The 23666-nt window shown below is 69.5% G+C and carries 22 protein-coding genes and 2 pseudogenes; 6 read left to right on the top strand and 18 right to left on the bottom strand.

The features are described 5' to 3' along the window. The first annotated feature begins 178 nt into the window (after positions 1–178). The 4 genes from ACFXKZ_RS48565 to ACFXKZ_RS48550 all read left to right on the top strand — a co-directional run bounded on the left by ACFXKZ_RS48565 (position 179) and on the right by ACFXKZ_RS48550 (position 5031). The gene (locus tag ACFXKZ_RS48565; protein WP_380013564.1) at positions 179–568 is read left to right on the top strand and encodes a DUF6193 family natural product biosynthesis protein; all 390 of its coding nucleotides are present in this window, start codon (positions 179–181) and stop codon (positions 566–568) included. A gap of 549 nt (positions 569–1117) precedes the next feature. Then, positions 1118–1996 carry a Ku protein gene (locus ACFXKZ_RS48560; RefSeq protein ID WP_380013561.1) on the top strand — a complete coding sequence of 293 codons (879 nt, stop codon included), beginning with the start codon at positions 1118–1120 and terminating at the stop codon, positions 1994–1996. A 136-nt stretch (positions 1997–2132) separates the two neighbouring features. Then, complete coding sequence (gene ligA / locus ACFXKZ_RS48555) at positions 2133–4241, top strand: NAD-dependent DNA ligase LigA (protein ID WP_380013558.1); 2109 nt, start codon at positions 2133–2135, stop codon at positions 4239–4241. 232 nt (positions 4242–4473) lie between these two features. Then, positions 4474–5031, top strand: coding sequence for a hypothetical protein (locus tag ACFXKZ_RS48550; protein WP_380013555.1), 558 nt, complete (start codon positions 4474–4476; stop codon positions 5029–5031). Between the two features lie 142 nt (positions 5032–5173). On the opposite strand, the gene ACFXKZ_RS48545 is transcribed toward ACFXKZ_RS48550, so the two are convergent. Then, positions 5174–5554, bottom strand: a complete 381-nt coding sequence (locus ACFXKZ_RS48545; protein ID WP_380013552.1) for a hypothetical protein — start codon at positions 5552–5554, stop codon at positions 5174–5176. 537 nt (positions 5555–6091) lie between these two features. Then, positions 6092–6277 carry a hypothetical protein gene (locus ACFXKZ_RS48540; RefSeq protein WP_380013549.1) on the bottom strand — a complete coding sequence of 62 codons (186 nt, stop codon included), beginning with the start codon at positions 6275–6277 and terminating at the stop codon, positions 6092–6094. A 771-nt stretch (positions 6278–7048) separates the two neighbouring features. Between ACFXKZ_RS48540 and ACFXKZ_RS48535 the strand changes: the two genes are divergently transcribed. Then, positions 7049–7207, top strand: coding sequence for a hypothetical protein (locus ACFXKZ_RS48535; RefSeq protein ID WP_380013546.1), 159 nt, complete (start codon positions 7049–7051; stop codon positions 7205–7207). A 205-nt stretch (positions 7208–7412) separates the two neighbouring features. On the opposite strand, the pseudogene ACFXKZ_RS48530 reads toward ACFXKZ_RS48535, so the two are convergent. Further along, a pseudogene (locus ACFXKZ_RS48530) lies at positions 7413–7649 on the bottom strand (NAD(P)H-dependent glycerol-3-phosphate dehydrogenase); the annotation flags it as partial. A 397-nt stretch (positions 7650–8046) separates the two neighbouring features. Between ACFXKZ_RS48530 and ACFXKZ_RS48525 the strand changes: the two are divergent. Further along, complete coding sequence (locus ACFXKZ_RS48525; protein WP_380013543.1) at positions 8047–8814, top strand: SAVMC3_10250 family protein; 768 nt, start codon at positions 8047–8049, stop codon at positions 8812–8814. 14 nt (positions 8815–8828) lie between these two features. Here ACFXKZ_RS48525 and ACFXKZ_RS48520 read toward each other — a convergent pair whose 3' ends face one another. From ACFXKZ_RS48520 to ACFXKZ_RS48450, 15 genes and pseudogenes are all read right to left on the bottom strand, one after another. Beyond that, a complete protein-coding gene (locus tag ACFXKZ_RS48520; protein WP_380013540.1) occupies positions 8829–9278 on the bottom strand; it encodes a hypothetical protein in 450 nt (149 codons plus the stop codon). Beyond that, positions 9275–11371, bottom strand: a complete 2097-nt coding sequence (locus tag ACFXKZ_RS48515; protein ID WP_380013537.1) for an integrase — start codon at positions 11369–11371, stop codon at positions 9275–9277. Before ACFXKZ_RS48515 ends, ACFXKZ_RS48520 begins: the two co-directional genes overlap by 4 nt. Further along, positions 11368–12039 (bottom strand): hypothetical protein, encoded by a 672-nt coding sequence (locus tag ACFXKZ_RS48510; RefSeq protein ID WP_380013534.1) that lies wholly within the window; start codon positions 12037–12039, stop codon positions 11368–11370. The genes ACFXKZ_RS48515 and ACFXKZ_RS48510 overlap by 4 nt, the downstream gene beginning before the upstream one ends. A gap of 1264 nt (positions 12040–13303) precedes the next feature. Continuing rightward, positions 13304–14767 carry a hypothetical protein gene (locus ACFXKZ_RS48505; RefSeq protein WP_380013531.1) on the bottom strand — a complete coding sequence of 488 codons (1464 nt, stop codon included), beginning with the start codon at positions 14765–14767 and terminating at the stop codon, positions 13304–13306. A 116-nt stretch (positions 14768–14883) separates the two neighbouring features. Continuing rightward, positions 14884–15675, bottom strand: a pseudogene (locus ACFXKZ_RS48500) (NAD(P)H-dependent glycerol-3-phosphate dehydrogenase); the annotation flags it as partial. Continuing rightward, positions 15672–15950, bottom strand: coding sequence for a hypothetical protein (locus ACFXKZ_RS48495; protein WP_380013528.1), 279 nt, complete (start codon positions 15948–15950; stop codon positions 15672–15674). The gene ACFXKZ_RS48495 and the pseudogene ACFXKZ_RS48500, both read right to left, overlap by 4 nt. Before the next feature lie 152 nt (positions 15951–16102). Further along, positions 16103–17011, bottom strand: a complete 909-nt coding sequence (locus ACFXKZ_RS48490) for an aminoglycoside phosphotransferase family protein (RefSeq protein ID WP_380013525.1) — start codon at positions 17009–17011, stop codon at positions 16103–16105. Beyond that, complete coding sequence (locus ACFXKZ_RS48485; protein WP_380013522.1) at positions 17008–17769, bottom strand: PIG-L deacetylase family protein; 762 nt, start codon at positions 17767–17769, stop codon at positions 17008–17010. Before ACFXKZ_RS48485 ends, ACFXKZ_RS48490 begins: the two co-directional genes overlap by 4 nt. Positions 17770–17811: 42 nt before the next feature. After that, entirely contained in the window at positions 17812–18990 is a 1179-nt protein-coding gene (gene eis, locus ACFXKZ_RS48480; protein ID WP_380013519.1) for an enhanced intracellular survival protein Eis, read from the bottom strand. A 44-nt stretch (positions 18991–19034) separates the two neighbouring features. Continuing rightward, the gene (locus ACFXKZ_RS48475; protein WP_380013516.1) at positions 19035–19565 is read right to left on the bottom strand and encodes a MaoC family dehydratase; all 531 of its coding nucleotides are present in this window, start codon (positions 19563–19565) and stop codon (positions 19035–19037) included. Beyond that, positions 19562–20464 carry an HpcH/HpaI aldolase/citrate lyase family protein gene (locus ACFXKZ_RS48470; protein ID WP_380013513.1) on the bottom strand — a complete coding sequence of 301 codons (903 nt, stop codon included), beginning with the start codon at positions 20462–20464 and terminating at the stop codon, positions 19562–19564. Before ACFXKZ_RS48470 ends, ACFXKZ_RS48475 begins: the two co-directional genes overlap by 4 nt. A gap of 5 nt (positions 20465–20469) precedes the next feature. Continuing rightward, positions 20470–20700 (bottom strand): acyl carrier protein, encoded by a 231-nt coding sequence (locus ACFXKZ_RS48465; protein ID WP_380013510.1) that lies wholly within the window; start codon positions 20698–20700, stop codon positions 20470–20472. Further along, the gene (locus tag ACFXKZ_RS48460; RefSeq protein ID WP_380013507.1) at positions 20697–21719 is read right to left on the bottom strand and encodes a beta-ketoacyl-ACP synthase III; all 1023 of its coding nucleotides are present in this window, start codon (positions 21717–21719) and stop codon (positions 20697–20699) included. Before ACFXKZ_RS48460 ends, ACFXKZ_RS48465 begins: the two co-directional genes overlap by 4 nt. Further along, on the bottom strand, positions 21716–22732 hold the full coding sequence (gene dmpG / locus ACFXKZ_RS48455) for a 4-hydroxy-2-oxovalerate aldolase (RefSeq protein ID WP_380013504.1): 1017 nt from the start codon (positions 22730–22732) through the stop codon (positions 21716–21718). The genes ACFXKZ_RS48460 and dmpG overlap by 4 nt, the downstream gene beginning before the upstream one ends. Continuing rightward, on the bottom strand, positions 22729–23616 hold the full coding sequence (locus ACFXKZ_RS48450) for an acetaldehyde dehydrogenase (acetylating) (protein ID WP_380013501.1): 888 nt from the start codon (positions 23614–23616) through the stop codon (positions 22729–22731). Before ACFXKZ_RS48450 ends, dmpG begins: the two co-directional genes overlap by 4 nt. Between the last annotated feature and the right edge of the window lie 50 nt (positions 23617–23666).

Raw genomic sequence — 23666 nt, 5'->3', positions numbered from 1 at the left:
GTTCCCACGTCGCGTCCAGCCGACCGAACACCGACGCCACCACCCCTTCACCCCCAGGCAATCGACGGCTTCGGCCTGTGAACCGAGCCTGCCGGACTCACCCCCGCCGCGTGGTCTTGCTCCCGCCGGCACCCCCTTCACGAATCCGGCCCCGCGTCGAGACCGGGATGGTGTCGCCATGGACACAACCCCTCCGAGCCGGGCGCTCGTCGAAGCAGGTTGGCAGAAGGTTCGCGCCGACGGGCGAATCCGCCCGGCACTGCTCGAAGCGGCCTACGCCGAACCCCACCTGCGTCGGTTGTTCCCCTGGACAGGAATGGGAGAGCTGCACTTCAGCCGCTGCACAGAGCAGCGATGGACGTGGGACATCCCCTACATCCAGCCCGCGACAGGAGGCGGCTACCGGGTCTCCGGCCCCCTACGCGGTGAGTTTGGGTCCGGCGGCGACGCCGGAGCAGGCCGTCACGATGGTGGTCGAACGTCTCCCTCCCGGCTGTGGACCCGCCTTCGTCGGAACTCCCGAGGAACTTGCCCTCCACGAGGCCACGAACCAGTCCGTCGGCCCTGAGGCCCAGGACGCCGGCCACTCCACGAACCGACCTCGCCGGTTCCAACCGTCATGGCGAGGTTCCAACTGCCGTGTCACGACTCGATCGCGGCGGTCACGTCAACGAGCCGTCGGTGTCAATTGCGGCCAGATGTCATCTATCGCGACCAGTCACACCGAGACGTGGCTCGGGCAACGGCCGTGGCGATGTCGGTGGGGACGTGTACGTTCGCGCGTGGCCGTCGGAGACCTTGCCTCCCCACCCGGGTCCGACCGCCACGATCGGCCCGCCGGCCACATGTGCGCACCCCCTCGGCCGGCGGGCCGACAGACGTCCCGGACACGGGCCCGCGCGGGGGTCGGGCCACGTCCGGGACCGCCGCCCGTTGGACGCACTCTCCACGATCGTCACCCTCCGCAGTGGGCATGGTCCCCTCCGCGCTCGACCCCTTCGAGGGGCCGTCCGAGTCCCCGCGCCGCGTCGGTCGTGGCGAAGCGTTCCTGGCCACCACCGCATTGATCCCATACGATCGAAAGCGGTCATTTCGTGTCATTTGTCAAGGGGTGCGCATGCGGGCGACGTGGAAGGGGTCCATCTCGTTCGGGCTGGTGAACATCCCGGTGGAGTTGTATCCCGCGACCGTGTCGGAGAGTCGCTCCGCGGCGCATCAGGTGCACCAGAGCGATGGCGGTCGGATCCGATATAGGAGGATTTGCGAGTTGGATGGCGAGGAGGTCCCCTACGCCGAGATCGCCAAGTCCTACGAATCCTCCGACGGGCGCCAGGTCGTGCTCACCGACGAGGACATGGCCGAGCTGCCGCTGCCCAGCAAGAAGATCGTCGACGTGCTCGCGTTCGTCGACGAGGCCGACATCGACCCGCTCGCCCTGTCCAAGCCCTACTATCTCGGGCCGGCCGGCCCCACGGCGACCAAGGCGTACGTCCTCATCCGCGAGGCCCTCGCCGGACAGGGCCGGGCGGCGGTCACCAAGATCACCCTGTCCACGCGCGAAAGCCTGGCCCTGGTCCGGGCGCAGGGCGACGTCCTCACCCTGCAGACGATGCTCTGGCCGGACGAACTCCGCCCACCCGAGGGCATCGCCCCGCGGGGCGAGGTGACCATCCGCCCCCAGGAGTTGAAAATGGCCGCCTCGCTCATGGACACCCTCAGCGAGGACTTCGAACTATCTCAAGTGCACGACGACTACCAGCGCGCGCTCGACGCGCTGGTCGAGGCCAAGGCCGCCGGCGCCCACCCCGACGAGGCCGCCGGGCGCACCACGACCGCGAACAACGTCGTCGACCTCATGTCCGCGCTCACCGCCAGCGTCGAAGCCGCCGCCAAGGGCCGTCCCGGCGCCAAGCGAACGATGCCGAAGACCACCATCAAGAGCAGCACGAAAAAGGGCGGCGCGGCGGCGGCCCGGTCGCGACGGAAGACCGGCTGAAACGCTCCGCCCCGGCCCCTGGGACGGTGGGGTTCGGGGTGATTCCTCTCGGTCTGCGGGCGAATACTTCTCGGGATGCCCGGCTCCGCACGAGGGGGGTCGGCGCGTGTCGGTGGCTGCGGCGATGATCGTTCGCATGACCGACACCCCGGCGCCCGCCGCCGCTCTCGCCGACCTCGACGCGTACGCCCAGGCCGTCGAGACCGTCACCGCCGCCGCGCGGGCCTACTACGGCGGCGCGGACTCCGCGCTCGACGACGACGTCTACGACGCCCTGGTGCGCGGCATCGAGGACTACGAGCGCGAGCACCCCGACCACGTCCTCGCCGAGTCCCCCGTGGGGAAGGTGGCCGCCGGGGCGCTCGCCCCCGGGGACGTGGCCCACTCGGTGCCGATGCTCAGCATCGCGAACGTTTTCGCCCCGGACGGGCTCCTCGCCTGGGGCGCGTCACTGGAGCGGCGCCTGGGCCGGCCGGTCGACGGGTTCACGGTCGAGCCGAAGATGGACGGCCTGGCGGTCGCGGTGCGCTACCGCGAGGGCCGGCTGGAGCAGCTGGTCACGCGGGGTGGCGGAATCGCCGGCGAGGACGTGTCGCACGCGATCGGGACCGTGCTGGGGCTGCCGGAGCGCCTGGCCGAGCCGGTGTCGATCGAGGTCCGCGGCGAGATCCTTCTGACCGGTGAGCAGTTCGAACGGGCCAACGAGATACGGGTGGAGAACGGCGCGACCGTCTTCTCCAACCCGCGCAGCGGCGCCGCCGGAACACTGCGGGCCAAGGACCGGACCTACACCATCCCCACGACGTTCTACGGCTACGTCGCCATGCCCGCGGCCGATGACGACGGGGACTTCGCCGCGTTCCTGCGCAAGGCGCCGCACTCCGAGGCGATGGCCGCGGTCGCGAACCTGGGGGTGAACACGACCGGACGCACCCCGGCGGGGCTGCGGGTGTGTCCCACCCTGGCGGAGGTGCAGGAGGCCGTGGACGCGATCGCGGCCATGCGGCCGGACCTGCCGTTCGGCATCGACGGCGTGGTCGTCAAGGCCGACAGCGCGCAGGACCAGGCCGACGCCGGCAACGGGTCGCGCGCGCCGCGCTGGGCGATCGCCTACAAGTTGGCCGCCGTGCACAAGATCACCCGGCTCGTCGGCGTGGACTGGGCGGTCGGCCGCACCGGGGTGATCGCGCCGCGCGCGATCCTGGACCCGATCGAGATCGACGGCAGCGTCGTCGGCTTCGCGACCCTGCACAACCCGGCCGACATCGAACGCCGAGGGCTCCGCATCGGCGACCAGGTCAGCGTCTACAAAGCCGGGGACATCATCCCCCGGGTGGAGGCGCCGTTGGTGCACGTGCGCACCGGGGACGAGACGCCGATCGAATTCCCCACCGCCTGCCCGCAGTGCGGCGGCGAGATCGACACGAGCGAGCAGCGGTGGCGGTGCGTGAAGGGACGCGCCTGCGGGTTGCACGCCGGGATCCTGTACGCGGTCGGCCGCGACCAGCTCGACATCGAGGGCATCGGCGGGCGACTCGTGGCGCAGCTCGTCGACACCGGCGCGGTGGCGGACGTGGCCGACCTGTTCACCCTGACCCGCGACCGGCTCCTCGCTCTGGAGCGCATGGGCGACAGGAGCGCGGACAAACTCCTCGCCGGGATCGAGGACGCCAAGTCCCGGCCGTTGAGCCGGGTGCTGTGCGCGCTGGGGATCCGGGGCACCGGACGATCCATGTCGCGCCGCATCGCGCGTCATTTCGCGACGTTGGACGCCGTCCGGGCTGCGGACGTCGTCGAGATGGCGCGGGTCGAGGGCATCGGCGACGGCAAGGCCCCGGTCATCGTGGCCGAACTCGCCGACCTGGCGGAGGTGTTGGACAAACTCGTGGCCGCCGGCGTGAACACCATCGAACCCGGCGCCCATCCCACGACGGCGGCCGAGACGGATTCCGACGACGACGCGGCCGGCAACACCGCCGCCGGTCCGCTGCCGTTGGCCGGACAGGCGGTTGTCGTCACCGGCGCCATGGCCAGCCCCCTCGCCGCGCTGTCCCGCAACGAGATGAACGAACTCGTCGAACGCGCCGGCGGCCGCGCCGCCTCGAGCGTCTCCGCCAGGACCACTCTCGTCGTCGCCGGCGACAAGGCCGGATCCAAACGAGCCAAGGCCGAGGCCCTGGGCATCCGCATCATGACCCCGGAGGAGTTCGCGACGCTGGTCGCGCCGCTCCTGGAAAGCCGTTGACCGGTCGGGTCCGGCCGGCCGTGTGAGGTCGATGCCGGTGTCGACCGCGATGGCTTCCCGGGCGCGGCTGCGAAATCGCCGGCCCGCGAACCTCCGGCCGCCGACGGGATCGGTACGGATCTCGAGCACCGGACGGCGGTCGTGTGTTCACGGGGCGGGCCGGGACGTAGGCCGGGTGCGCAGGCGGGTGTTCGTGGGTTCCCAAGACGTTCGGGGGGTTGGCGTGTGGTGGATGGAGCAGTGGGCGGTGATCGCCGAGGGTGAGCGCGCGCACTGGGACTATGTGCCGTTCGAGCGGGTGGGGCCACTGTGTTTCGGTATGACCCGCGAGGCCGCGGGGGCCGTCATGCGCGAGGCGGGTTTCGTCGCCGAGTTCGCGTCGATCGACAGGCGCGGTCCCCACGGGCGACAGCGGGGCACCTTCCGCAGGCACAGGACCGACCCCTGGGCACCTTCCTACGACGTCCTCGCATACTTCGTGGACACGATCGGCCTGACCTGTGTCGTCGTCGGCGCCCGCAGTGGTCCACAGGTGGTGATGGACGGAATCCGGCTCATCGGCCGCCCACCCTCCGACGTGGCGAGCGAGCTCGTCGCGCACCTCGAAGAGCGCGGCATGGGCGTCCAGTTCATGCCGAGCGGGGACGTCGGCTCGACGGACCTGGGAGTCTTCCCGGACGCACAACGAGGCGGAGACACCCTCGTCTCCTGCGCGCTGTTCGGCAGACCCAACACGCGGGCCCTCAGCGTGTGGGACAGCATTCCCAACGACGCCTGGGACCGGATCTGACCCAATACCGGACAGAACGTGCCGGCGGGTGGACACGGGTAACGGCGCCGCCGACCGGACGGCCGGCGTGTCGTACTCCCCCGGCGTGCCGGCGCGGTCCCGCATGCCAGGCACGTCGCTGCGTCGTGTCGGTGGCTGTCGGCTACCGCGGGTGGTAGGAGTCGGCGATCCCCCCGACGCATGCCGCCATCACGATCAGGGCGACCGCCCACGCGAGCACTCCGCCGTAGCGCAGACCCCTCGGCCCGGCCACAACCGCGGCCGTCCCGCAGACGGCCACCAGTGGCCCGCCGATCCACGGGATCTGCCAACACAACGCTTGGCCCCCGGCCGTGCAGATCAGACCGTCCGCCGCCGACTCGCACGGATCGCTCATCATCGCCCCGAACGGCAACACCACCATCAACACCCCGGTCACCGCCCACAACACCACCAGGGCCGACACCACCAGCGAACCGCGCCCCCCGCCACCCGCCCGCGTTCCGCCGCCCGAACCCCGCCGCCCCGCCGTCCTCGTCGTCATGCACCCACCCTCCCGGCGGAGGGCACCACACCCCCAGGGACGACGTACTCAAACGGGCACGGTCACGTACTCAAACGACCGGGCAGCCGCGACGACGGCACCGGAACACTCCGGACAGCCACGTCTCACACATCAACACCATCCGGCCGTGCGGCGTTGTGTCGGGACAGGGCCGACACAACGCTCCGGAAGTTTGCCGTGCCGGGCAACTCCGCGCAGTCGCGCGCTGCGTGCGAGCACGGATAGGCACACCGTGGATGGTCGCGACCGGGTACGTCGGCATCGCCCCGTCGACGCTGCGGCGGTGGCGGGCCGAGGGTGAGGCGGAGCGGGAACGGATCGACGACGCAGGGGGGAGACTCCCGATCCGACGGGCCCCGCACGTCGAGCTGATGACCGAGGCCGCCGACAAACGGCACCCCTCGAACAACATCTTGACCGAGCCTTCGTGCACCTTCGATGTAGGCCCGCAGCACCTGCTTCCGGATACAGGTGCTGCGGCACCGGGCTTCTATCGGATCAGGCAGACACGGCTGGTCACGCCTTGTACGCCGCGACGGCCGCGATCACGAGGCCGCAGGCGAGAGCGAACGCACCACCGGACCCGGTAAGGCGGTGAAGTGCCGTACCTCCGTACCGCGGAATCAGGATCCAGGCGAGGAGGCTGGACACGATGCCGACCAGCAGTGCAACAAGGGCGGTCAGCAGGGCGAGCACGTTCAAGGTGTTACTCCCGTAAGGACCGGATGCGTTCACCGGTCACGAGCGTCGGTTGACCGCATGACCCCGGCCGGGGTCGTATGGGAGTAGCTCCTTCCTACTAGACGGGATGGGGCTGCTTGTTCGGCGCCACCCAGATCCACCGCGAGTCGACTGGGTGGCGCCGTTTTACGTGCGCGAAGAGGCCTGGGGTTCCCTCCCCCGACGCCTTTCAGGCGCAACCGTATTCGCCAACCCGCCGTGAGACAACTCAGGGTTGTGGATAAGAAAATGAAAGTTGTCCACACTTCCGCTAAGGGCATCCGCCGCGTCGGGCAACCCGACGGTATGTAGGTGACGGGACGTTAGCGTGAGGACCGTATGTACGCTCACCTGCAAGTACGTACGCAGTGCGTACGCAGAGAGAGTGACGGACGGGCAACAGTCCTACATGGGTAATCACTTTCACCTCTGTACCTGCTGGTCAGGGCCAAGAACATCGCCACTGTCGCGGATGCAGTTTTGTATATACGTTTCGCGAGAAATAGCAGACGCTGCCGGTCGATAACCGTCGCAATATTCGCGTCGCATACTCGCTCTGCTTCAGCACATCACGTGGCGGCCGACGCCGACGAGCAACCCCGTGAGCGATGCGCGGCAGCCGGAGCACGTCGGTCGGCGCACGCGGGCGCGTCAGCGGCAGCCATCACCTTGTCCAGGTCGCGGTCGACGGGCAGGCCCTTGCGGCGGAGGGCGGCTTGTTCGGGGCGTATTGCGTCGCGCCGGGTCACACCGGTGACAACGGAGACCCACCCGAGTTTCGTCGCCGCGGTGGGACGCACCGACCACAGCAAGGGCCTGGACCAACTCGTCGAAACCGTCGCGCCGTTGCGCGGCGATGTCCACCTCGCGATGATCGCCGTCCCCACCGACGACGAACGCGCCGCCGTGTGAACACCTACCGCCACCGCTGCCGCGAACCGGGCCTCGACGCGACCGTGATCGGCCGCTACAGCCGCGATCTCCCCGGGCCCTGGCCGCGCTGCCCCGCACGCGCGTCATGGCCTGCCCCAGTCGCGGCGAGACCCTCGCCATGACGGGGGCCTCCGTGTCGGGAGGGTGATGGCGTCGGGGTGCGGCCGTGGTCGGGCCGCCGGTGTCAGCGCTCGGGCTTGGGGGGCCGCTGCATCAGTGCCGCAACGGCCTCGTCGAGGGTGACCTTCTCGTGCAGGAGGGCGCAGACCACGTCCGTGATCGGCATCTCGACGTCGCGGGCGTGGGCCAGGGCCAGGATCGCCTCGGCGGATTTGACGCCCTCGGTGGTCTGTCGGGTGGCGGCGACGGCCTGTTCGACGCTGAGACCTTGCCCGAGGTGGTACCCGAAGGTGCGTTCTTTACGTTCGGAATGTCTCATGAGGCATCTATGCGGGCGAGGCTTCCCAGCTCGGACTTCTGCAGCACCAGATGGGCCATCGCAGTTCAAGGAAGCGACACTGAGACACTGGTCCGCCGTGTCGCCCAATCCTGCAGCAGTCCCCACCCAGTCAACAGCGTGTCAGCGCTACACCGTCTCGGAGCGGCGATCGCCCACTGGCTGCCGGACGCATAGCAGCTACTCCATTCAAGGTCGGGTCCTCGCCCAGAGTGGTGCGCGCGCATCACTGAGTGGCGCCGCCAGCCTTCGAGACTCATCCATGCCGCTGCCTAGGCAGGGAAAGGATCTCAATTACCCTTGGAGGGACTCTCTCCGTCGAACGACACCGGCGTAGCAGGCGCGAGAGGGTCTCAACTCGATGCACTGCGGGGATCAGATGAGAGAACTCGTGTATCTGTCGGACCGTAAACTCAGACAGTTCGTCCCTGAACATGGCAGAAATTGGATCGGCCGCCGTCTGACGGCCTTCCGTGCTACCACCCCAGTGGGCACATTTGAACTGGAGGCAGCAGCTGATTCTGACAGTGCAAGCCAGAAGCGAAAGCACCTAGCCTCGGTAGTCCGCCATGTAGAGGAACAGGCTCTATGGTTTCAGGATCCAGACGTCAGAGCGGGGCAATGGGTCTACTTCGAGGCCCCTCTGAACGTCTGCGTCGTTGACATTGCACCCGACACCGTCCTGTTCATTGACCCAGAACCGGGCTTGGTAGAGGGATATTTCCAGCCGGGGGGCGCCCGTGTACTGATGCACGGTAGTAGCAGTCATTTGCTCACCGAAGTCGAAAAGGTTCCCCTGCCTCCCTACGTGGAGTTCGCACGGAGTAGCCCGCTAGTGGCCATGAGCCTTCAACAGATGCGGGCAATCTCACTTCCCACGGCCGAAGAACATAATGGGCCCAGACCAGCCATCCCAGGCAACATCGTCGGGAGTGACGTGTTTCCCGGCACAATCGCCCAATTGTTGGCGGCTGCTGCAAGGGTCACACCGGCTTGGGGAGCAGCGTGGATGCGCGGCTACGCCAGGACTTCCGCTGCTTTCACTACCCCAGAATGGTGGGAGACTAGTGAGCATCCCTGTCTCCTTGCCACGCCTCTATACGTCGAGTACGCCAACGAATTGCGTTGACTCCTGCTGATTTCTCAGCGACGTTGCCGAGGACCCCGTGAACGCAGGGGCGTGACAACGGCTGAGGCATCTTTGTCGAACTGCTGCCGTAAGGCTTCGTTGTCGTGGAAGAGGGCCGCGATGGCGGTGTGGGCGGCCTTGAGCTTGTTCTCCAGCAGTGTGCACTCCTGAGCCTTCTTGGCCAGTCGCTTCTTGAGGTCGGTGATGGTTGCATCGCGCCTGGCCTCGCCGGGAGTGGTCTTGCCGTGGGCGGCAAGGTGAGCGTCCCATTCAGCCAGAATCGCGTTAGCCCGGTTCATGGTCGCTCTGCTGACCTGGGCTTCTTTGTAGAGGTTCTCTTTGGTGAGACGGCCGTCGGTCCGCTGCGGGCGTCCCTCGAAGAGGCGGGTCATCGCGGCTCGCAGCGCGGCGGCGGTTTTGGGACTGACCTGATCGTTGAGGTCGCCGTCGGCAGTGCCGGTCACTGGGGGTCGCCTGCCATCTGGAGCACGTTGCGGGTGATGTCGAATTCGCGTTCGGCGAGGTCTCGACGGCATCGAGGGATGGAGGGGTTGTTGATGATCTCTAGCTGTTTGCGCTGATGGGAGTCGTAGATCGGCAGGTGCTCAGGGCCGATCATGCTGTTGGCGCATCGGTCGGGCCGGCAGCGTTCGTCGAGGGGTCCAATGTGCCCTTCGGGGACGATGGCGTTCTCCAGGCAAACGGCGCCGACGGGGTTGGTGTGATCGGCGGTGCAGTTGTTGAGCATGCCGAAGCGGATGTGGATCCGCGTGGTGCGCAAAAGGGTGTCGGCGGTGCGGGCGTCGCCGTTGCGGGCTTTGACGGTGGCGGCAACCTGGTCGAAGGCGTCCTTGACGCGATCGGCGCCGGGTCCGAATCCGATCTCTTCTCCCGCGATGTGGCTCTCGTAGAGGTCTTTGATCTTGCGGAACTTGACGTTGTCGAGGGCGTCTTCGAGGTATTTGGCCCACCCGGTGTCGGAGGCGGCGTAGCCGCGGGTGGTGGCGTTGGCCAGGGCCCTCTTGGCGAGGTGCTTGAGCTGGATGCCGGTGGCGATTTCGGACCCGGGGAATTGGTCGGTGAGCATCGCCATCGTGCGGCGGAACATGTGCGGGCGGATGTAGGTGGCGGGGATCTTGTCGAGCCCGGTCCAGTTCCGGGCGGCGTTCACGAAGGTCACGAACGACGCCAGCATGTCGACACCGCCGAGGGTGCCGTCCTGCTTGGTGGCGTGGACGGGCGAGAAGACACGTTCGGGGTGCAGGGAGACGGCCTCGGCGACTTCGAGGGCTTCCACGAGGGGTTCAGCGATCCACCAGTGTTTGCCGGCACGGTTGGTGGTGCCCTTGATCTTCGTGGAGGAGATGGCGGGAGTGCTGTAGTGCTCGACGAGGGGCTCCCGCAGGAGCTCGTGGATCTCCGAGTCACGCATCATCGAAAGGCCCACAACCAGGGTGAATGCCGCGTCACGAAGTGCCGTCTTCGCCTCGAACAGTGCCTGCTGGTCGAGGCCCGGGTGCCAGGGCCCTGTGCTGCCGTCCGGCCGGACTACCTGTACGAGTTCTCCGGCCAGGGCGTGGGTCGTGATCCGCCCCTCGGCGACCGCGCTCAGGATCCGAGTGCGCCGACGCCGCGCTCCTGGGCGGCCGAGACCATTGATCGCAGCGTACGAGTCTGCCGTGTAGCCGAGCAGAAGCATCAGCAGCTTCCACTGGACCTGTGGGGCCTGCTCCTCCAACGACGCGGCATGGACGGGGATCTTGTTCTGAGGATCGGCGAGCCACTCCTGAAATCGCTCGTCGATGCCGCGGACCGACAGCCGGGCGGCTGCCTTGAGTTCGCGAAGTCGGTGGTCGGCGCGCAGGACGTCGGGAGCGAAGTCGTGGATGTAGGTCCAAGCGGCGCGAATCAGCGGGAACCAGGTCTTCGGGGGAACGGTAGGGGTGGTGATGGCCCTGCTGGAGGTATCCGCGGCGACGCTGCGGGCACTCTGGCCATGCCACGGATCCCCCGCCGGCCAGGCCAGGCTCAGGGCCGGCTCGGCTGCCGCCAGGTTCTTCAAGGTGCACACGTGGCCCCGGACCGTTCTCGGGGAAAAGCCGTCGGCGGCCAGGCCGGTAATGCGTTGCCGCAGATCCTCCACCGTCCATCGGTCCGGGCTGCCGGGAAGCCCCTTCTCGCGGCCCCAGCGAGCGGCCGTCCGCAGGCGTGAGGCGATGTGGTTCAAAGTGCGGGGGTTGACGGAACCGTTGAGGACGACGCCGCGCCCGAGGACCGCGGGGTGACGCTGGTTGAAGGTGATCATCATCAGCTCGCGGGCCAGCAGATTCCAGTACGGGTCCTCCAGTTCCAGGTTGAAGGACACCTTCCAGTCACTGGAGCCGACGTTCGCCGGTCGTTTGATGACCCCGTTGAAGTCCCAGAGTTCGGTGTCGCCGAACCAAGGAACGTAGGTTCCGGACTCTCGGGCCTCGGGCAGCAGCGAGTGACCTTGGACGACGGGTTCGTCGTCCCGAAACAGCGATGGGCGCCGCTGCTGGGGAAGGGTGAGGATCATGCGTCGAACTCCGTGTGTGCGGCCAGCGGCAGGTCGAGGGATGCCTCACCAGATTCGATGTGCTTGCGGGCCTGGGCGAGTTCCTCGGGCCTACGGTCGTCCAGGACGGCATCGAGGTTCACCCAGCTCTGCCCCCATAGCCGGCTGAATGCCTGCGGGGTCAGAAGCGTACGAAGTCGTTCCAAGTGCGCCTTGAAAAGCAGGAGTTGCGGCAGATTGGTGGGCAAAATCCAGGCGTTGCGGCATTCGAGGCAGCGCAGCGGGGCGACGGCGCAGAGTTCCCCGGGGCGGCTGTAGGGGCTCTGGTAGGGGTTCTTGCAGTGGGAGACGCCCATGTCGAGCTGGCCGGTCATGATGTCCTCGGCTTCCTGCGCGGACAGGCCGGAGTCTTCAAGTAGTCCCTGGCCGATGTCCTCGGTGCCGGCGACGACGGTGGGACCGTCAACGCGGTCGAGGGCCTTGTCGAACCAGTGCTGCTGAGCTGCAGCGATCGTCCGACCTGACATGATCCGCAGCGTGGTGCCCTGGGCATAGTGGCCGGCGAAGGTCTCCTCAGTGTGATCGTCCGCGGCGGCGTCGATACGCCCCTCGGTGACGATGGCCTTCTCGACCTTGACCGATTTGCGCAGGCGGCCGATGTGCGGGGCGCCCTTGACCTCGACTCCCACGGCGGCCAGCCAATCGCGAAACCGCCCCCGTTGGAGGCGGCGGGGTGCCAACGATCGAAAAGGGTCTTGTAGTTGCCGCGGACGACAGCGCGGACGAAGAGCGTGTCCGTGATGTGCGGAGTCTTGGCGCGGACCCGGGCCGTGACGTCCAGGAGTTGCCGGACGACCTCGCTGGCCTCGCGCCGTGGCCAGTCCACGGTGAGCGGCCCGCCGACATCATCTTCCGCCAGTGGAGCATCGGATGGGGCCTGGTCCCGAAAGGCCCGGTGCCGCAGCTTTCCCGCGCGGTTCTTGAGCAGAGTCAGCCGGACGCCCCTGGGCAGTAGCTCCACGTCTGCCTCACCGAAGCCAGTGACCTCCTCGGAGGTGTAGCCGGTGGTATCCATCAGCAGGACGCGGAAAGCGTGCAGATCACGAGTGGTGGGATACAAACTCGCGAACAGCCTGCGCGCCAGCTGCATGCGCGCGGACTGCGGATGAGGGACCATGCCCGGCCCGGCAGTGAACTCCAGCAGTTCCAGGGGCCACTCGCGCGACGAAGGCATGAAGCGGCGGAGGTCGTCGAAGTCGATCTCCTTGTGTGCCAGACCCCAGAGCAGGTCGGGGACGCTGGTCCAGCTGCCCTGCTCGGGATGGCGCCCCTGTTCGGCCAGGGCCCAGCCCTCCTCCAAGCGCTTGCGGGTCGCACGAACACTCGTCCAAGCAGCGCGGACCATAGCGCGCTTCTCCTGACGGGTGAACTCGTCTCGTTCCGTCGACTCGCCACCGCCAAAAAGCACGGGACCGCGGGCGAGCCGGGCCAGGGCCGGAGCCACCTCGCGGTCGGGATGGTCGTCCCGGCGGGCAATCAGCACGCGCACGGCGGAGGCGATCAGGTGCGGCCTTGCCGAGCCCGGCGCGTAGCCCTCGGGCAGGGACAGCTCCCACTTCACCAGCGTGTCGAAGAGATCCGGATCGGTCAGGCTCGCTCCCTCGGCTCCAGGAGCGAGCGCTTCGTCCACGTACCGGCAGAGGCGGTCGATCGCCTGCCGGTAATTCTCTGCTTGAGCCGTGATCGCGGTGGCGGCGACGTACTCGGTCCACTCGTCCGCCAGCTCCATGACCAGACGCGAGCAGCGGTATTCCGCCGGGTCCACCGCCAGGAGACATCCAGGGACCCGCACCACTCGGGGGCCGATTCCCCCAGGCTGGACCGGGTTCGCCAGCGCGGCGAGGAACCGCTCGCGTTCTTTTCTCTTTCGGCCCTTCCCGCGCGGCTTGCCCATCAGCGGCCCCCGTTCGCACCGGACAGGGCATGCGAGGCGATCTCAGCGTAGGTCGCTTCGTCGTCCCTCACCCAGCCGGAGAAGGCGGCCTCGAATTCGTTGATCAGATCGTCCGTGTACTGGAGGTACTGGTAGGTGGTTTCTGGACTGGCGTGACCGAGTCGGCGGCTGACGATCAGCAGCGGATTGTGCCGGATGTGCCCGGTCAGATAGGAGCGGTGCCGGCGACGGCGAGCCTGCAGGTCCGGCTCCTCGCCGTCCATGAGGTTCTCCAGGTAGGTCAAGAGCCGCAGAGCGTAGGAATGCCTCAGGTCGTGCCATCTCCACCGCCGGGCGGGAAGGCGCGGGGCGGTCTCATCGGCGAGCTCGGTCATGCGCGCCCAAGCCCGGTGGCGGTAGCCCTTCCACGCATCTGCACCCGGCATCAGCCCACCGCGGCAGACGAACAAGGTCAGCGCCTCCAGACCGAATTCGCCCTCATAGACGGCGATCCGCCGCAGCCTGGGGTCCATCGCCGACATCTGGAACTCGCGCACGACGCCGTCCATGACGCCCCGCACCCGGCCGCCGGCCACGTCGACATCGCCCACCACGAACAGATCGCGCGCCTTGCGCTCCAGGCCCCGGGCCGCCCTGCGGACGATGTCCGGACGCTCCAAAAGGCAGAACAGGTCAGCGGACGCGACCGCGTCCTCGGGGACGTAAACGGGGCGGTCTTTGCCGTACTTCGCGCACGCCTGAACCGTGAACTCAGCGGCCCCACCAGGCATTCCCGGCCAGAGCCCGATCTCGGGAAGTAGAACCGTCGACCACTCCCGCCACCGTGTCCCCGACCCAAGAGCAATATCGGAGCCGGCCCGACCCCGCAGTGGCGACCAGCCGCGGAAGGTCGGATTCACCTGCGAGTTGGGCAGCTGGCCGCCCAACCCCACGTCCCGGAAGTACCGGTACTGCTCGAAGGTCAGATGCCGGATGTCCATGCTCGACCGGACCCGCGAAGCCAGCGCGTTGCGGCCCCGCGCCGCCACCCGCGCCGGACGGTGCGTCAAGACCCCCCGGTCGACGAGGAACCCGTAGAGGTCGTCCTGGACGAACGATTCCTTGCCCCAGGCCGACCCGCCGACCGGCTTCTCCTGCCACCGGGTCCGGTGATCGCGGTACGACACAAGATCCGACTCCACCGCCGACAGCACATCGCTGCCCAGCTCAGCCAAGTGGTCGTCCAGCCTGCGGACGGCCCGCCCGTAGTCCTTCAGCGTGGTCTCGTCCAGCAACGCCGTCGACAGGTACCGCCCGTACTCACACAGGGGCGGCAACGGCATCTGAGTCCCTTCGTCGAGGAACACCGGCGTCCCGTCGAGTACGCCTCGCCGCTTCAGCAGCGCCGCGACCTCCTCAGCGGAGATCACATCACTGTCCAGGAACCGCTCCAGCAGCCTGGACTGCACAAAGGCAAGATCCACACTCGCCCCTCCCCCAGGGGCCCGGGAGGAACTCCCGTCAGCTCACCTGTCTCGTACCGCCTCAACGGATCGAGACTGAACCACAGCTCTCATGAGACAGATTTCAACAGCGGAAAGAAGGTGCGGTTGCGCGACAGGGGCGAGGAGCAGGTGGCGACGAGGTCGCCCAGTCCGGCGAGGCCGGCGAGGGTGGCGGCATGGGCGCCCATGGCGACGGAGAGGCGGGTGGTCTCGGCGAGTCCGCGGGTGATGAGCATCGCGGTGGCGTTGTGGCCCAGGCCCATGCCGGTGGCGATGCCCACGGCGAGGGCGATGACGTTCTTGACCGCGCCGCCGAGTTCGCAGCCGATGACGTCGGTGTCGCGGTAGGGCCGGAAGTATGTGGTGTGGCAGGCCTGTTGAACGCGGTGGGCGGCGTCCTCGTCGGGGCAGGCGACGGTGGCGGCGGCGGGCTGGCCCGCCATGACCTCGCGGGCGAGGTTGGGGCCCGAGAGCACCGCGATCCGCTCCGGAGGCACTCCGGTCACCTGGGCGATCACCTGACTCGCGCGCAGCCCGCTGCCGAGTTCGATGCCCTTCATCAGCGAGACGATCACGGTGTCGGGCCCCATGTGCGGCGCCCAGGCGGCGAGGTTGGTGCGCAGGGACTGCGCGGGGATGGACAGCACGAGGAAGTCCGCGCCCTGGAGGGCGGTGGCCGCGTCGGTCGTGGCGGTCAGCGAGGCGGGGAGTTCGATGTCCGCGTGGTAGCCGGGGTTGCGGTGGGTCGTGTTGATCGCGTCGGCGATCTCTTTGCGGCGGGCGTGCACGACGACGTCGGCGCCGGCGTCGGCCATGATCTTGCCGACGGCGGTGCCCCAGGACCCGGCCGAGAGCACCGCCGCACGAGCGGGGTGATGCCGGTTCACGGCGGGGTCCTCTCGTCGGGCACGTTCCTGTCCTCAGGGGCGCGGGGTCCGGTCATCGTAGCGGCCGCGTGCGGTGCCGCTCGGGTTGTCGCGGGGCGCCGCAGAGTCAGGACAACCGCGCGGCGCCCGGGCATCGTCGGCAGTACCCGGTGCGCCTCGTGCAACATGTTCCGCGTCTGCGTCTCGCCCAGCTCGCACCGCAGCTCGTCGGCGTGGGCGATCCACAGCCGGTACAGCCGCTCCCACAACGCGGGCTCGTCGGGGCGCTCGTCCACCTGCTCCACCTCGAGCCCGTCGTCATGCGGTGGGACTCGCCTGATGAATCGGTGGCGGGCGTCATCACCGCCCAGGGCTCCAGAAATGTACGCCCCCCGGGGATCGGGCGCGACGGCCCGACAGGCCCACGAGGAGTCCCCGACGGCCGAGGCTATGGGGTTCGGGCGGTGCCGAGCAGGTGTGCGAACGCGTCCTGTCCCTTGGTGATGAGGTCGGGCCGGTCCAAGGTGACGCCCGCGCTCACGTAGGAGGTGGCGGCCAATGCGGTGAACAGGGTCAGGGCGCGGTTCTCGGCCTGGTCGAGGCGGCGGTCGTAGCCGGTGAGGCAGGCCTTCTTCAGGTCCGGGCGGGTGGGCCAGGTGGTGGCGAAGAGCCAGACGAGGTCTTCGACCGCGATGCCGGGGGCGGCCTGTTCGAAGTCGAACAGGGCCACGGTGGCGCGGTCGGCGTTCCACAGCCAGTTCCGTGGGGCGAAGTCGCCGTGCCGATGGGCCAGGGGCAACGCCGGGGCGAGTTGCGGGAGTTCCTTGCGCGCGCGTTCCGCGAGCGCGTGTTGCGGCTGCGTGAGGACGGGGGCGGCGTGTTCCAGGTGGGGGGCGGCCGCGTCGGCGCGCGCGGTCACCGACGCGAGAGCCTGCTCGCGGGCCGTTGCCGGGATCGTGTCGGGGTCTGCGGTGTGCCAGCGCGCGAGCAGGCGGGCGGCGAGTTCGTGGGCCAGTCGCTCCTGCGCGGGCGGCAGGGGCAGGTCCTTGACGACGGCGCCGGCGACGGGCGTCGTCATGATCGCACGCAAGTCGGGATCGGCGGCGAGCAGGCGGGGTGCTTCGTCGGGGCCGAGGATTTCGACGGCACGGTCGTAGGCGTGGACCTCGCGGGCGTGGGTTTGGGCGGTGGGGCAGATCTTCACGTACGCCGCGTGCGGGCCCCGGGACACGCGCCACACCCGGGAGTCGTCACGGGGCCAGGACACGTCCTCGGCCGTCACGGGGCCGGTGCCGGCCAGTCGATTCGTGACCCACGTCCGCAGATCGGCGGGCAACGGGGTGGGGTGGGGCGTCATCCGATGGGTTCCTTGCGTGGGGCCGGGGACCGGCACGGGTCGGGGATCGCGACGGGAGCGGTCGCGGGGGTGTGCGCGAGGAGCAGGGAGGGGGTGAGTGCTTCGAAGGATCGTCCTGCGGCGGCGTGTGCGGGCAGGGTGGTCCAGGCTTCGCCGGCGGCGCGCCAGCGGGTGTAGGGCTCGTCGAGGTAGTGACGGCCGGTTTGGGAGCGGTGTCGGGCGAGGGCCTTGATCTTGTCGTCGAGGTGGGTGGTGATGTCGATCAGGACGGTGGGGGTGGTGTGTTGGTGGGGTGCGTGGGGGCGGCCGTGGAGGATGGTCGTGCAGGTGGCCACCCGGGTGGCGGCGTTGAGCGCGGCGCGGGCGAGGGCGTGGTGGTCCTGGTGGTCGTTGCCGGTGTGTACGGGGTGGGTGAGCAGCGCGGTGCACGCGTGTCGGGTCAGGGTGTCCTCGATGGCGGTGACGAGGTCGATGTCGCAGGTGAGTGCGCCGTCGGTCATGCCCAGACATTCCACGGCGATGTCGGTGCCCTGGAACGAGTCGGCGTTCTCGGCCGGCCGTGTGCGCGGGTCCAGTTGTACACCCGCGAGGCGGTCGTGGAGCAAGACGCCGTTGGTGCCGTGGGTGGCGACGACGACGGTGACGGTTGCTCCGGTGTCGCTCCAGTGGCGGAGTGTTCCGTAGAACATGAGTTCCGCGTCGTCCGGGTGTGCGACCACGGCGACGACGCGGGCGTGGGGGGAGAGGGTGAACGTCATCGCGGGCCTCCGGGGTGGGGTGTGCGGTGGTCGCGGGGGGGTTCAGAAGTGGTCGGGTAGCCAGGGTTCGCGTTCGGTGGTGGCGCGGACGAGGGCGGCGAGGTCGTGGGATATGCCGCGCACGCCGGCCATGGCGGCGGCGTGGGGGGTGGGGTGGCCGCCGGCGTACCAGACGGCGAACTGGCCGCGGGTGAGCCGGATGTGTGGCTCGCGGTCGGTTGGGGTCGTCTCGCCCGTTCCGGCGGTGATCCGCAGGATGAATCGTTCGGGTGGGGTGTGGTCGTGGCCGTCGACCTCGAGGGTGAGGGTGAGGTGGACGTCGTCGGGCCAGCCTCTCAGGCGTACGGCGGCGGGGATGTCGAGGACGCGCAGCATCCAGGGGTGCCAGGAGCGGGCCGTGGCGTTGCCGTGGCGGTGGAGGTGGTGCAGCGGTCGGGGGTGGGGCGGCAGGCCGGTGCGTTGGAACTCGACGGTGCGAATGCGGCTGTTGTGGCGGCCAAGGAACGCGAACACGGCCGCGGCCGTGCGATCGTCGGCGGCCCAGAGGTCGTGAACCACCAGCCGGGTTCCCTCGGTCGCATGGTCCGCGAACGCCAGGGACACCAGTCCCGTCGGGTTCTGCCCGGGCGGGTGGAATCGGTAGGTGGCCAGGTCGTGTTTGTCCTGCTTCCAGCCGTCCCACCAGTCGGGGCGCAGGATCGGTCCGTTGTGGCGGGCGGCGAGTTCGTGTTGCAGGGCGCGGGTGGCGGGGCTCGCGCCGTGGGTGATCTCGTGGTCGGTGACAGGGAAGGCGCGTTTGAGGTCGTCGGTGGGGACGGTGCGGGTGAACACCTCGGTGGGGGCTTCCCAGCCGTGGCGGCGGGCGTAGCCGGTGGATGTGGTCCACAGGGTGGCCAGGACGGCGCCTTGTTCGCGCAGGGGGTGGATGCGTTGGTCGAGCATGTGGGCGGCGAGGTGGTGGCCGCGTTCCTCGGGGGCGACGCATCCGGAGGCCATGCAGGCGGCGGGGACGGGGCGGCCTCCGAAGAACTGGGGGACGAGCAGGCCCAGTCCGCCGGCGACGACGCGGCCGTCGCGCAGGCCGACGCGGGTGTCGGCGTGGTCGTACAGGCGGGTGATGTCGGCGAGGCGGTGGCCGTAGCTGCGGGTGGCCAGGGCGGCGTACTCGGCCCACAGGCCCTCGTCGGCCTCGACGACGGTCGGGGGTTGGTCCCTGGCCATGCCGGTCCCCTTTCTCTCGGGTGGTCGGTTGTCGTCCCGGGGGGTCAGTAGCGGGTGGCGTCGCGGACGGTGGTCGCGTCGGCGGGGACGAGGAAGGTGCGGGTGAAGGTGATCACGCGGTGGTCGTGTTGGTTGTAGCCGTTGACGCGGCAGGTAACGATGCCCTGGTGGGGGCGGCTCGCGGAGCGGCGTGCGCCGACGATCTCGGTTTCGGCGTGCAGGGTGTCGCCGACGTGGACGGGGTGTTCCAGGCGCAGTTCGTCCAGGGCGAGGTTGGCGGTGGTCAGGCCGCTGGTGCTGCGGACCGTGGCGCCCAGGACGATGCCGAGGGTGACCATGCCGCACACCAGGGGCCGGGTGCGGCCGGTGGCCTCGCAGTAGGTGGTGTCGCAGTGGACGGGGGCGGGGTTGCCGGTCAGCGCGAGGGTGAGGACGTGGTCGGTTTCGGTGACGGTCCTGGCCGGGCGGTGTTCGATGACCGTGCCGACGGTGAAGTCCTCGAGGCCGAAGCCGACGTTCTCCCGGATCCGCGTCTCGCCGACCGGCCGGTAGCCCTGGGGCACGACGACGCTCATGTCGATCGCCTGTCTTCCTGTGTCGGGGTGGTGCGGTCGCGAGTGTGGCCGGCGCGGGTGGTGAGGGTGCGGGCGGCGGCGATCAGGGGCGGTCCGACCATGTGGCCGTCGACGGTGGTGATCGAGCCGTCGTCGCGGTCGGCGGCGGCGACCAGGGCGCGGGCGGCGTCGAGTTCGTGGCCGGTGGGGGTGAACGTGTCGCGGATGACGCCGAGTTGGGCGGGGTGGACGGCGCCCTTGCCGACGAATCCCAGAACCTTGGACTCGTGCGCCTCCAGGCGCAGTGCCTCGAGGTCGCGCAGGTCGAAACACGGGGAGTCGATCGCGGGGATGCCGGCTGCGGCGGCCCCTGCGGCGAGGGCGGAGCGCGGATACAGCAGCGCCCGCCGATCGCGGGCGCAGCCGACCGCGGCAGCGTAGTCCGCGGCTCCGAACACCACGCCGGCCAGAGGGCGGGCGCGCAGGATCTCGGGCAGGCGTTGGATGGCGCGGGGTGTCTCGATGAGTGCCCACACGACGGGCCGGGAGTCCCGGGCGTGGACGAGGTGGGCGACGAGTTCGATGTCGTGCGGGGATTCGACCTTGGGGACCAGGAGGACGGCGGGTGTGTGGCCGCTTTCGGCCACCGCCACCAGGTCCTTGAGTCCGTGGATCGTGGAGGTGGCGTTGAGGCGCAGTCCCAGCGTCGGGGGGCTGCTCCCGCCGGGGTTCGCCGCGGTGGTGGTGAGGAAGTGGAGTGCGCTGGTGCGGGCGGTGTCCTTGGCGTGTGCGGGGACGGAGTCCTCGAGGTCCAGGAGGGCGACGTCGGCGCCGGAGCGGACGGCGGTGTGGAATCGGTCGGGTTCGGTGGCGGGGGTGATCAGCCAGGTGGTGCCGACGCCGGCGGTGGGCGTGTTCACGGGGCTCACCGGTCGGCGCGCCGTTGGGTGACGAGGTGGTCGAGGGCGCCGAGGGTTTTGGTGGCGGCCAGTTCGTCGTCGGTGATGGTCACGCCCCATCGGGTGGTGAGCAGCATGCCCAGTTCGACGAGGGCGAGCGAGTCGAGGCCGGCGTCGTCGAGTCGGGTGTGCGGGAGCAGTGCCCGGGGGTCGAGTTCGAGGTCGGTGACGAGGAGTTGCGTCAGGTCGGGGTTCACGACGATGTCTCCCGGTGGGGTGTGTTCGGGTGTGGGGACGGTGTGTTCGGGTCGGGCCACACGAGGGTGGTGGCGCCCCAGGTGAGGCCGGCGCCGAATGCCGTGAGCAGGACGCGGTGTCCGGGCCTCAGGCGCCCGTCGGTGTGTGCTCGGGCGAGGGTGAGGGGGATGGACGCGGCGCCGGTGTTGCCGACGCGTTCGATGTCGTGCAGGACCCGGGGTTCGTCGATGCCGAGTCTGCGGCCGACCGCGGTGGTGATCCTGGCGTTCGCCTGGTGGGGGATGAACCGGTCGACGTCGTGCGGGGTCCATCCGGCGGCCTGTAGCGCGCGTTCGGACACGTGTGACATGTGTTCGACGGCGTGTTTGAACGTCTCGCGGCCGCGCATGCGCAGGGGGGCGTGGTGCGGGATGACGATGGCGTCGGCGTGGGTGGCGTCGGCGCCGAGGAGGATGGGCCCCAGTGCGCCCGGTTCGCCGGCGTGGCCGCGGCGCAGGACGACGGCGCCGGCGCCGTCGGCGAACAGGGGTGCGGTGATGGGGTCGGTGGGGTCGGTCATGTGAGGGATGCGATCGGCGGCGATCACCAGCATCCGCTGTGCGGCGTGGTGGGTCAGGAATCCGGCCGCGATCCGGAGGGCGTAGAGGAATCCCGTGCAGGCGGCGGAGATGTCGAAGGCGGGGATCCCGGGCAGGCCCAGGCGGGCGGCGACCCGGGGGGCGGTGGCCGGGCAGCGGTGGTCCGGGGAGATGGTCGCCACCACGAGGGCGTCCGCGGTGCGGTTGCCGCTCGATCGCAGGGCTTGCGCCCCGGCGCGGGTGGCGAGGTCGGCGGTGGTGACGTGGTCGTCGGCGCGGACGCGGTGGGTGATCCCGGTGCGGGTGTGGATCCAGTCGGGGGTGACGTCCAGGTGCGCGCAGATGTGGGCGTTGGGTACGCGTGTGTGAGGGAGTTCGGCGCCGATGCCGCAGATCACCGCGGCATCGGCGCCGGTGGAATCACCCGATGTGGAGGTCACGACGCGTCCTTCAGGTCTCGGACGATCCGCGGGATCAGGTCTTCTTGGCCGGCGACGGCCTGACGTCGGCCGAGTTCGAAGAAGACGTCGATCGGGTCGACGCCCGCGCCTTCCGCGGCGGCCAGGACGGGCGGTTTGAATCCGGAGAACACGCCCGCCAGGCCGGAGACCAGGCTGACCGAGTCGATCGTCGGCGGCGCGGGCATCAGGTGTTCCTGCGCGGTGTCGGCCGCGAGCAACAGGGCCCGCAGGTCGATCCCGGTGGGATGCCCCAGTCGTTCCAGGACGGCGACGAGGACCTCGAGTTGGGTGTTGCCCGCGCCGGCGCCGAATCCGCGCGCGCTGGCGTCGATGATCCTCGCGCCGGCGTCGACGGCGGCGATCGAGTTCGCGACGGCCAGGCCGAGGTTGTTGTGCCCGTGGAAGATCACCGGCGCCTGCCCCGCCGCCGCGACGATCGCGGCGATGCGTTGCGAGACGTCGCCCGGGAGGTAGTGGCCGGCAGAGTCCATGATCCCCACCGCCTGCGCGCCGAACCCGACCGCCGTCGCGCACTGTTCGGCCAGGCGGGGCGCGTCGGCCATGTGGCTCATCAACAACACGGCCTGTGCTTCGACGCCCAGTTCGCGCGCCAGGCCCAGGTGGCGTTCGGTGACGTCGATCTCGGTGCAGTGCGCCGCGATCCGGACGACGTCGGCGCCGCACTCGACCGCGTCGCGCAGGTTCGCGCTCCGGCCCCAGCCGGGGGCCATGAACACGGCGAGTCGGGTGTGGGTGAGTTCCTCGCGGACCGCGCGCAGCATGGCGTCGTCGGTGAGCGCGGCGCGGCCGATCTGGAGGGAGGACGCGCCCAGTCCGTTGCCGTGACCGACCTCGAGCACGGGGATCCGCGCGCGGTTCGCGGCGCGGGCGTAGGCGCGCAGTTGCGCCGCGTCGAGGCTGTGGCGGACGGCGTGTTGGCCGTCGCGCAACGTCGGGTCGTACACGATCACGGGTGTGTCGTCGGCGGTCACCGGTGTCCTCGTTTCGTCCGGGCGGCGGCGTGGCGCTCGGCCACGAGCACGGCGGCGGCGTTGATGATCTCCACGTTCCCGGCGTGGTGGGGCAGTCGGCCGCCGCTGAGGGCGGTGACCTCGACGCCCACCCGGATCGTCTCGTCGTCGACGGCCAGGGCGGTCACGGTGTATCCGGGGGCGAAGGCGCGGACCGCTTCGGCGGCGGCCGCGACGGCGGCGTGTACGGGGTCGGGCCTGATGTCGCGGGCGATAACGGTGACCTGGGCCCGGAACGGCGGCGCGGGCAGGGCGGGGCTGATGTTCGCCAGGACCTTGACGTCGGCGGCACGGGTGAGTCGGCGTATCGCCGTCTCGGTGGTGTCGAGGTATTCGTCCAGGTTGGAGCGCGTGGCGCGGCCGGCGCTCGCGGACGCGGCCGTGGTGACGACCTCGACGTACCGTGGGGTGCAGTGGCCGGTGAGCGCGTGCAGGAGCGGCAGGACCGCCTGTCCCCCGCAACTGACCAGGCCCAGGTGCCGGGACGTCTCGGCCAGCGCCGCGTTGACGGTGGGCACGATCGTCGTCCCGGCACTGCCGGGCGTCAGATCCACCAGCAGAACGTCCGACGTCGACAGGCGTTCGTGGTGGGTGGCTTGTTCGAGCGCGTTGGACGCGTCGAAGACGACGTCGATGCGTTCCCGAGCGTCGAGCACGGCGTCGATGCCTGCGGTGGAGGTGGCGCAGCCCATGCGGGCGGCCATGCGCAGCCCGGCGGTCCCCGGCCGTCCCGCGACCAGCGCGCAGGCCAAAAGGGGAGAGCGGTGGATGCGTTCGGTCAGGTCGATACCGAGCATCCCGGCGCCGATTACGGCGGCCTTGAGCGTGGGGGGTCTGATCGTCATCGTGGACCTCTCCTGTGGGTGTGTGCGGGCCCCGGGGTTGGTGCTCCTGG

This window comes from Embleya sp. NPDC059237, assembly GCF_042754105.1.
GTDB lineage: Bacteria > Actinomycetota > Actinomycetes > Streptomycetales > Streptomycetaceae > Embleya.
The sequence above is the reverse complement of the archived record's forward strand: the minus strand, read 5'-3'. Positions and strand labels throughout refer to the sequence as shown.

What these genes read in the sequence shown, in the direction of transcription:
- ACFXKZ_RS48565 (WP_380013564.1), top strand. Translation starts at nt 179, where the DNA reads ATGGACACAACCCCTCCGAGCCGGGCGCTCGTCGAAGCAGGTTGGCAG.
- ACFXKZ_RS48560 (WP_380013561.1), top strand. Translation starts at nt 1,118, where the DNA reads ATGCGGGCGACGTGGAAGGGGTCCATCTCGTTCGGGCTGGTGAACATC.
- ligA (WP_380013558.1), top strand. Translation starts at nt 2,133, where the DNA reads ATGACCGACACCCCGGCGCCCGCCGCCGCTCTCGCCGACCTCGACGCG.
- ACFXKZ_RS48550 (WP_380013555.1), top strand. Translation starts at nt 4,474, where the DNA reads ATGGAGCAGTGGGCGGTGATCGCCGAGGGTGAGCGCGCGCACTGGGAC.
- ACFXKZ_RS48545 (WP_380013552.1), bottom strand. Translation starts at nt 5,554, where the DNA reads ATGACGACGAGGACGGCGGGGCGGCGGGGTTCGGGCGGCGGAACGCGG.
- ACFXKZ_RS48525 (WP_380013543.1), top strand. Translation starts at nt 8,047, where the DNA reads ATGCACTGCGGGGATCAGATGAGAGAACTCGTGTATCTGTCGGACCGT.
- ACFXKZ_RS48515 (WP_380013537.1), bottom strand. Translation starts at nt 11,371, where the DNA reads ATGATCCTCACCCTTCCCCAGCAGCGGCGCCCATCGCTGTTTCGGGAC.
- ACFXKZ_RS48490 (WP_380013525.1), bottom strand. Translation starts at nt 17,011, where the DNA reads ATGACGCCCCACCCCACCCCGTTGCCCGCCGATCTGCGGACGTGGGTC.
- ACFXKZ_RS48485 (WP_380013522.1), bottom strand. Translation starts at nt 17,769, where the DNA reads ATGACGTTCACCCTCTCCCCCCACGCCCGCGTCGTCGCCGTGGTCGCA.
- eis (WP_380013519.1), bottom strand. Translation starts at nt 18,990, where the DNA reads ATGGCCAGGGACCAACCCCCGACCGTCGTCGAGGCCGACGAGGGCCTG.
- ACFXKZ_RS48475 (WP_380013516.1), bottom strand. Translation starts at nt 19,565, where the DNA reads ATGAGCGTCGTCGTGCCCCAGGGCTACCGGCCGGTCGGCGAGACGCGG.
- ACFXKZ_RS48450 (WP_380013501.1), bottom strand. Translation starts at nt 23,616, where the DNA reads ATGACGATCAGACCCCCCACGCTCAAGGCCGCCGTAATCGGCGCCGGG.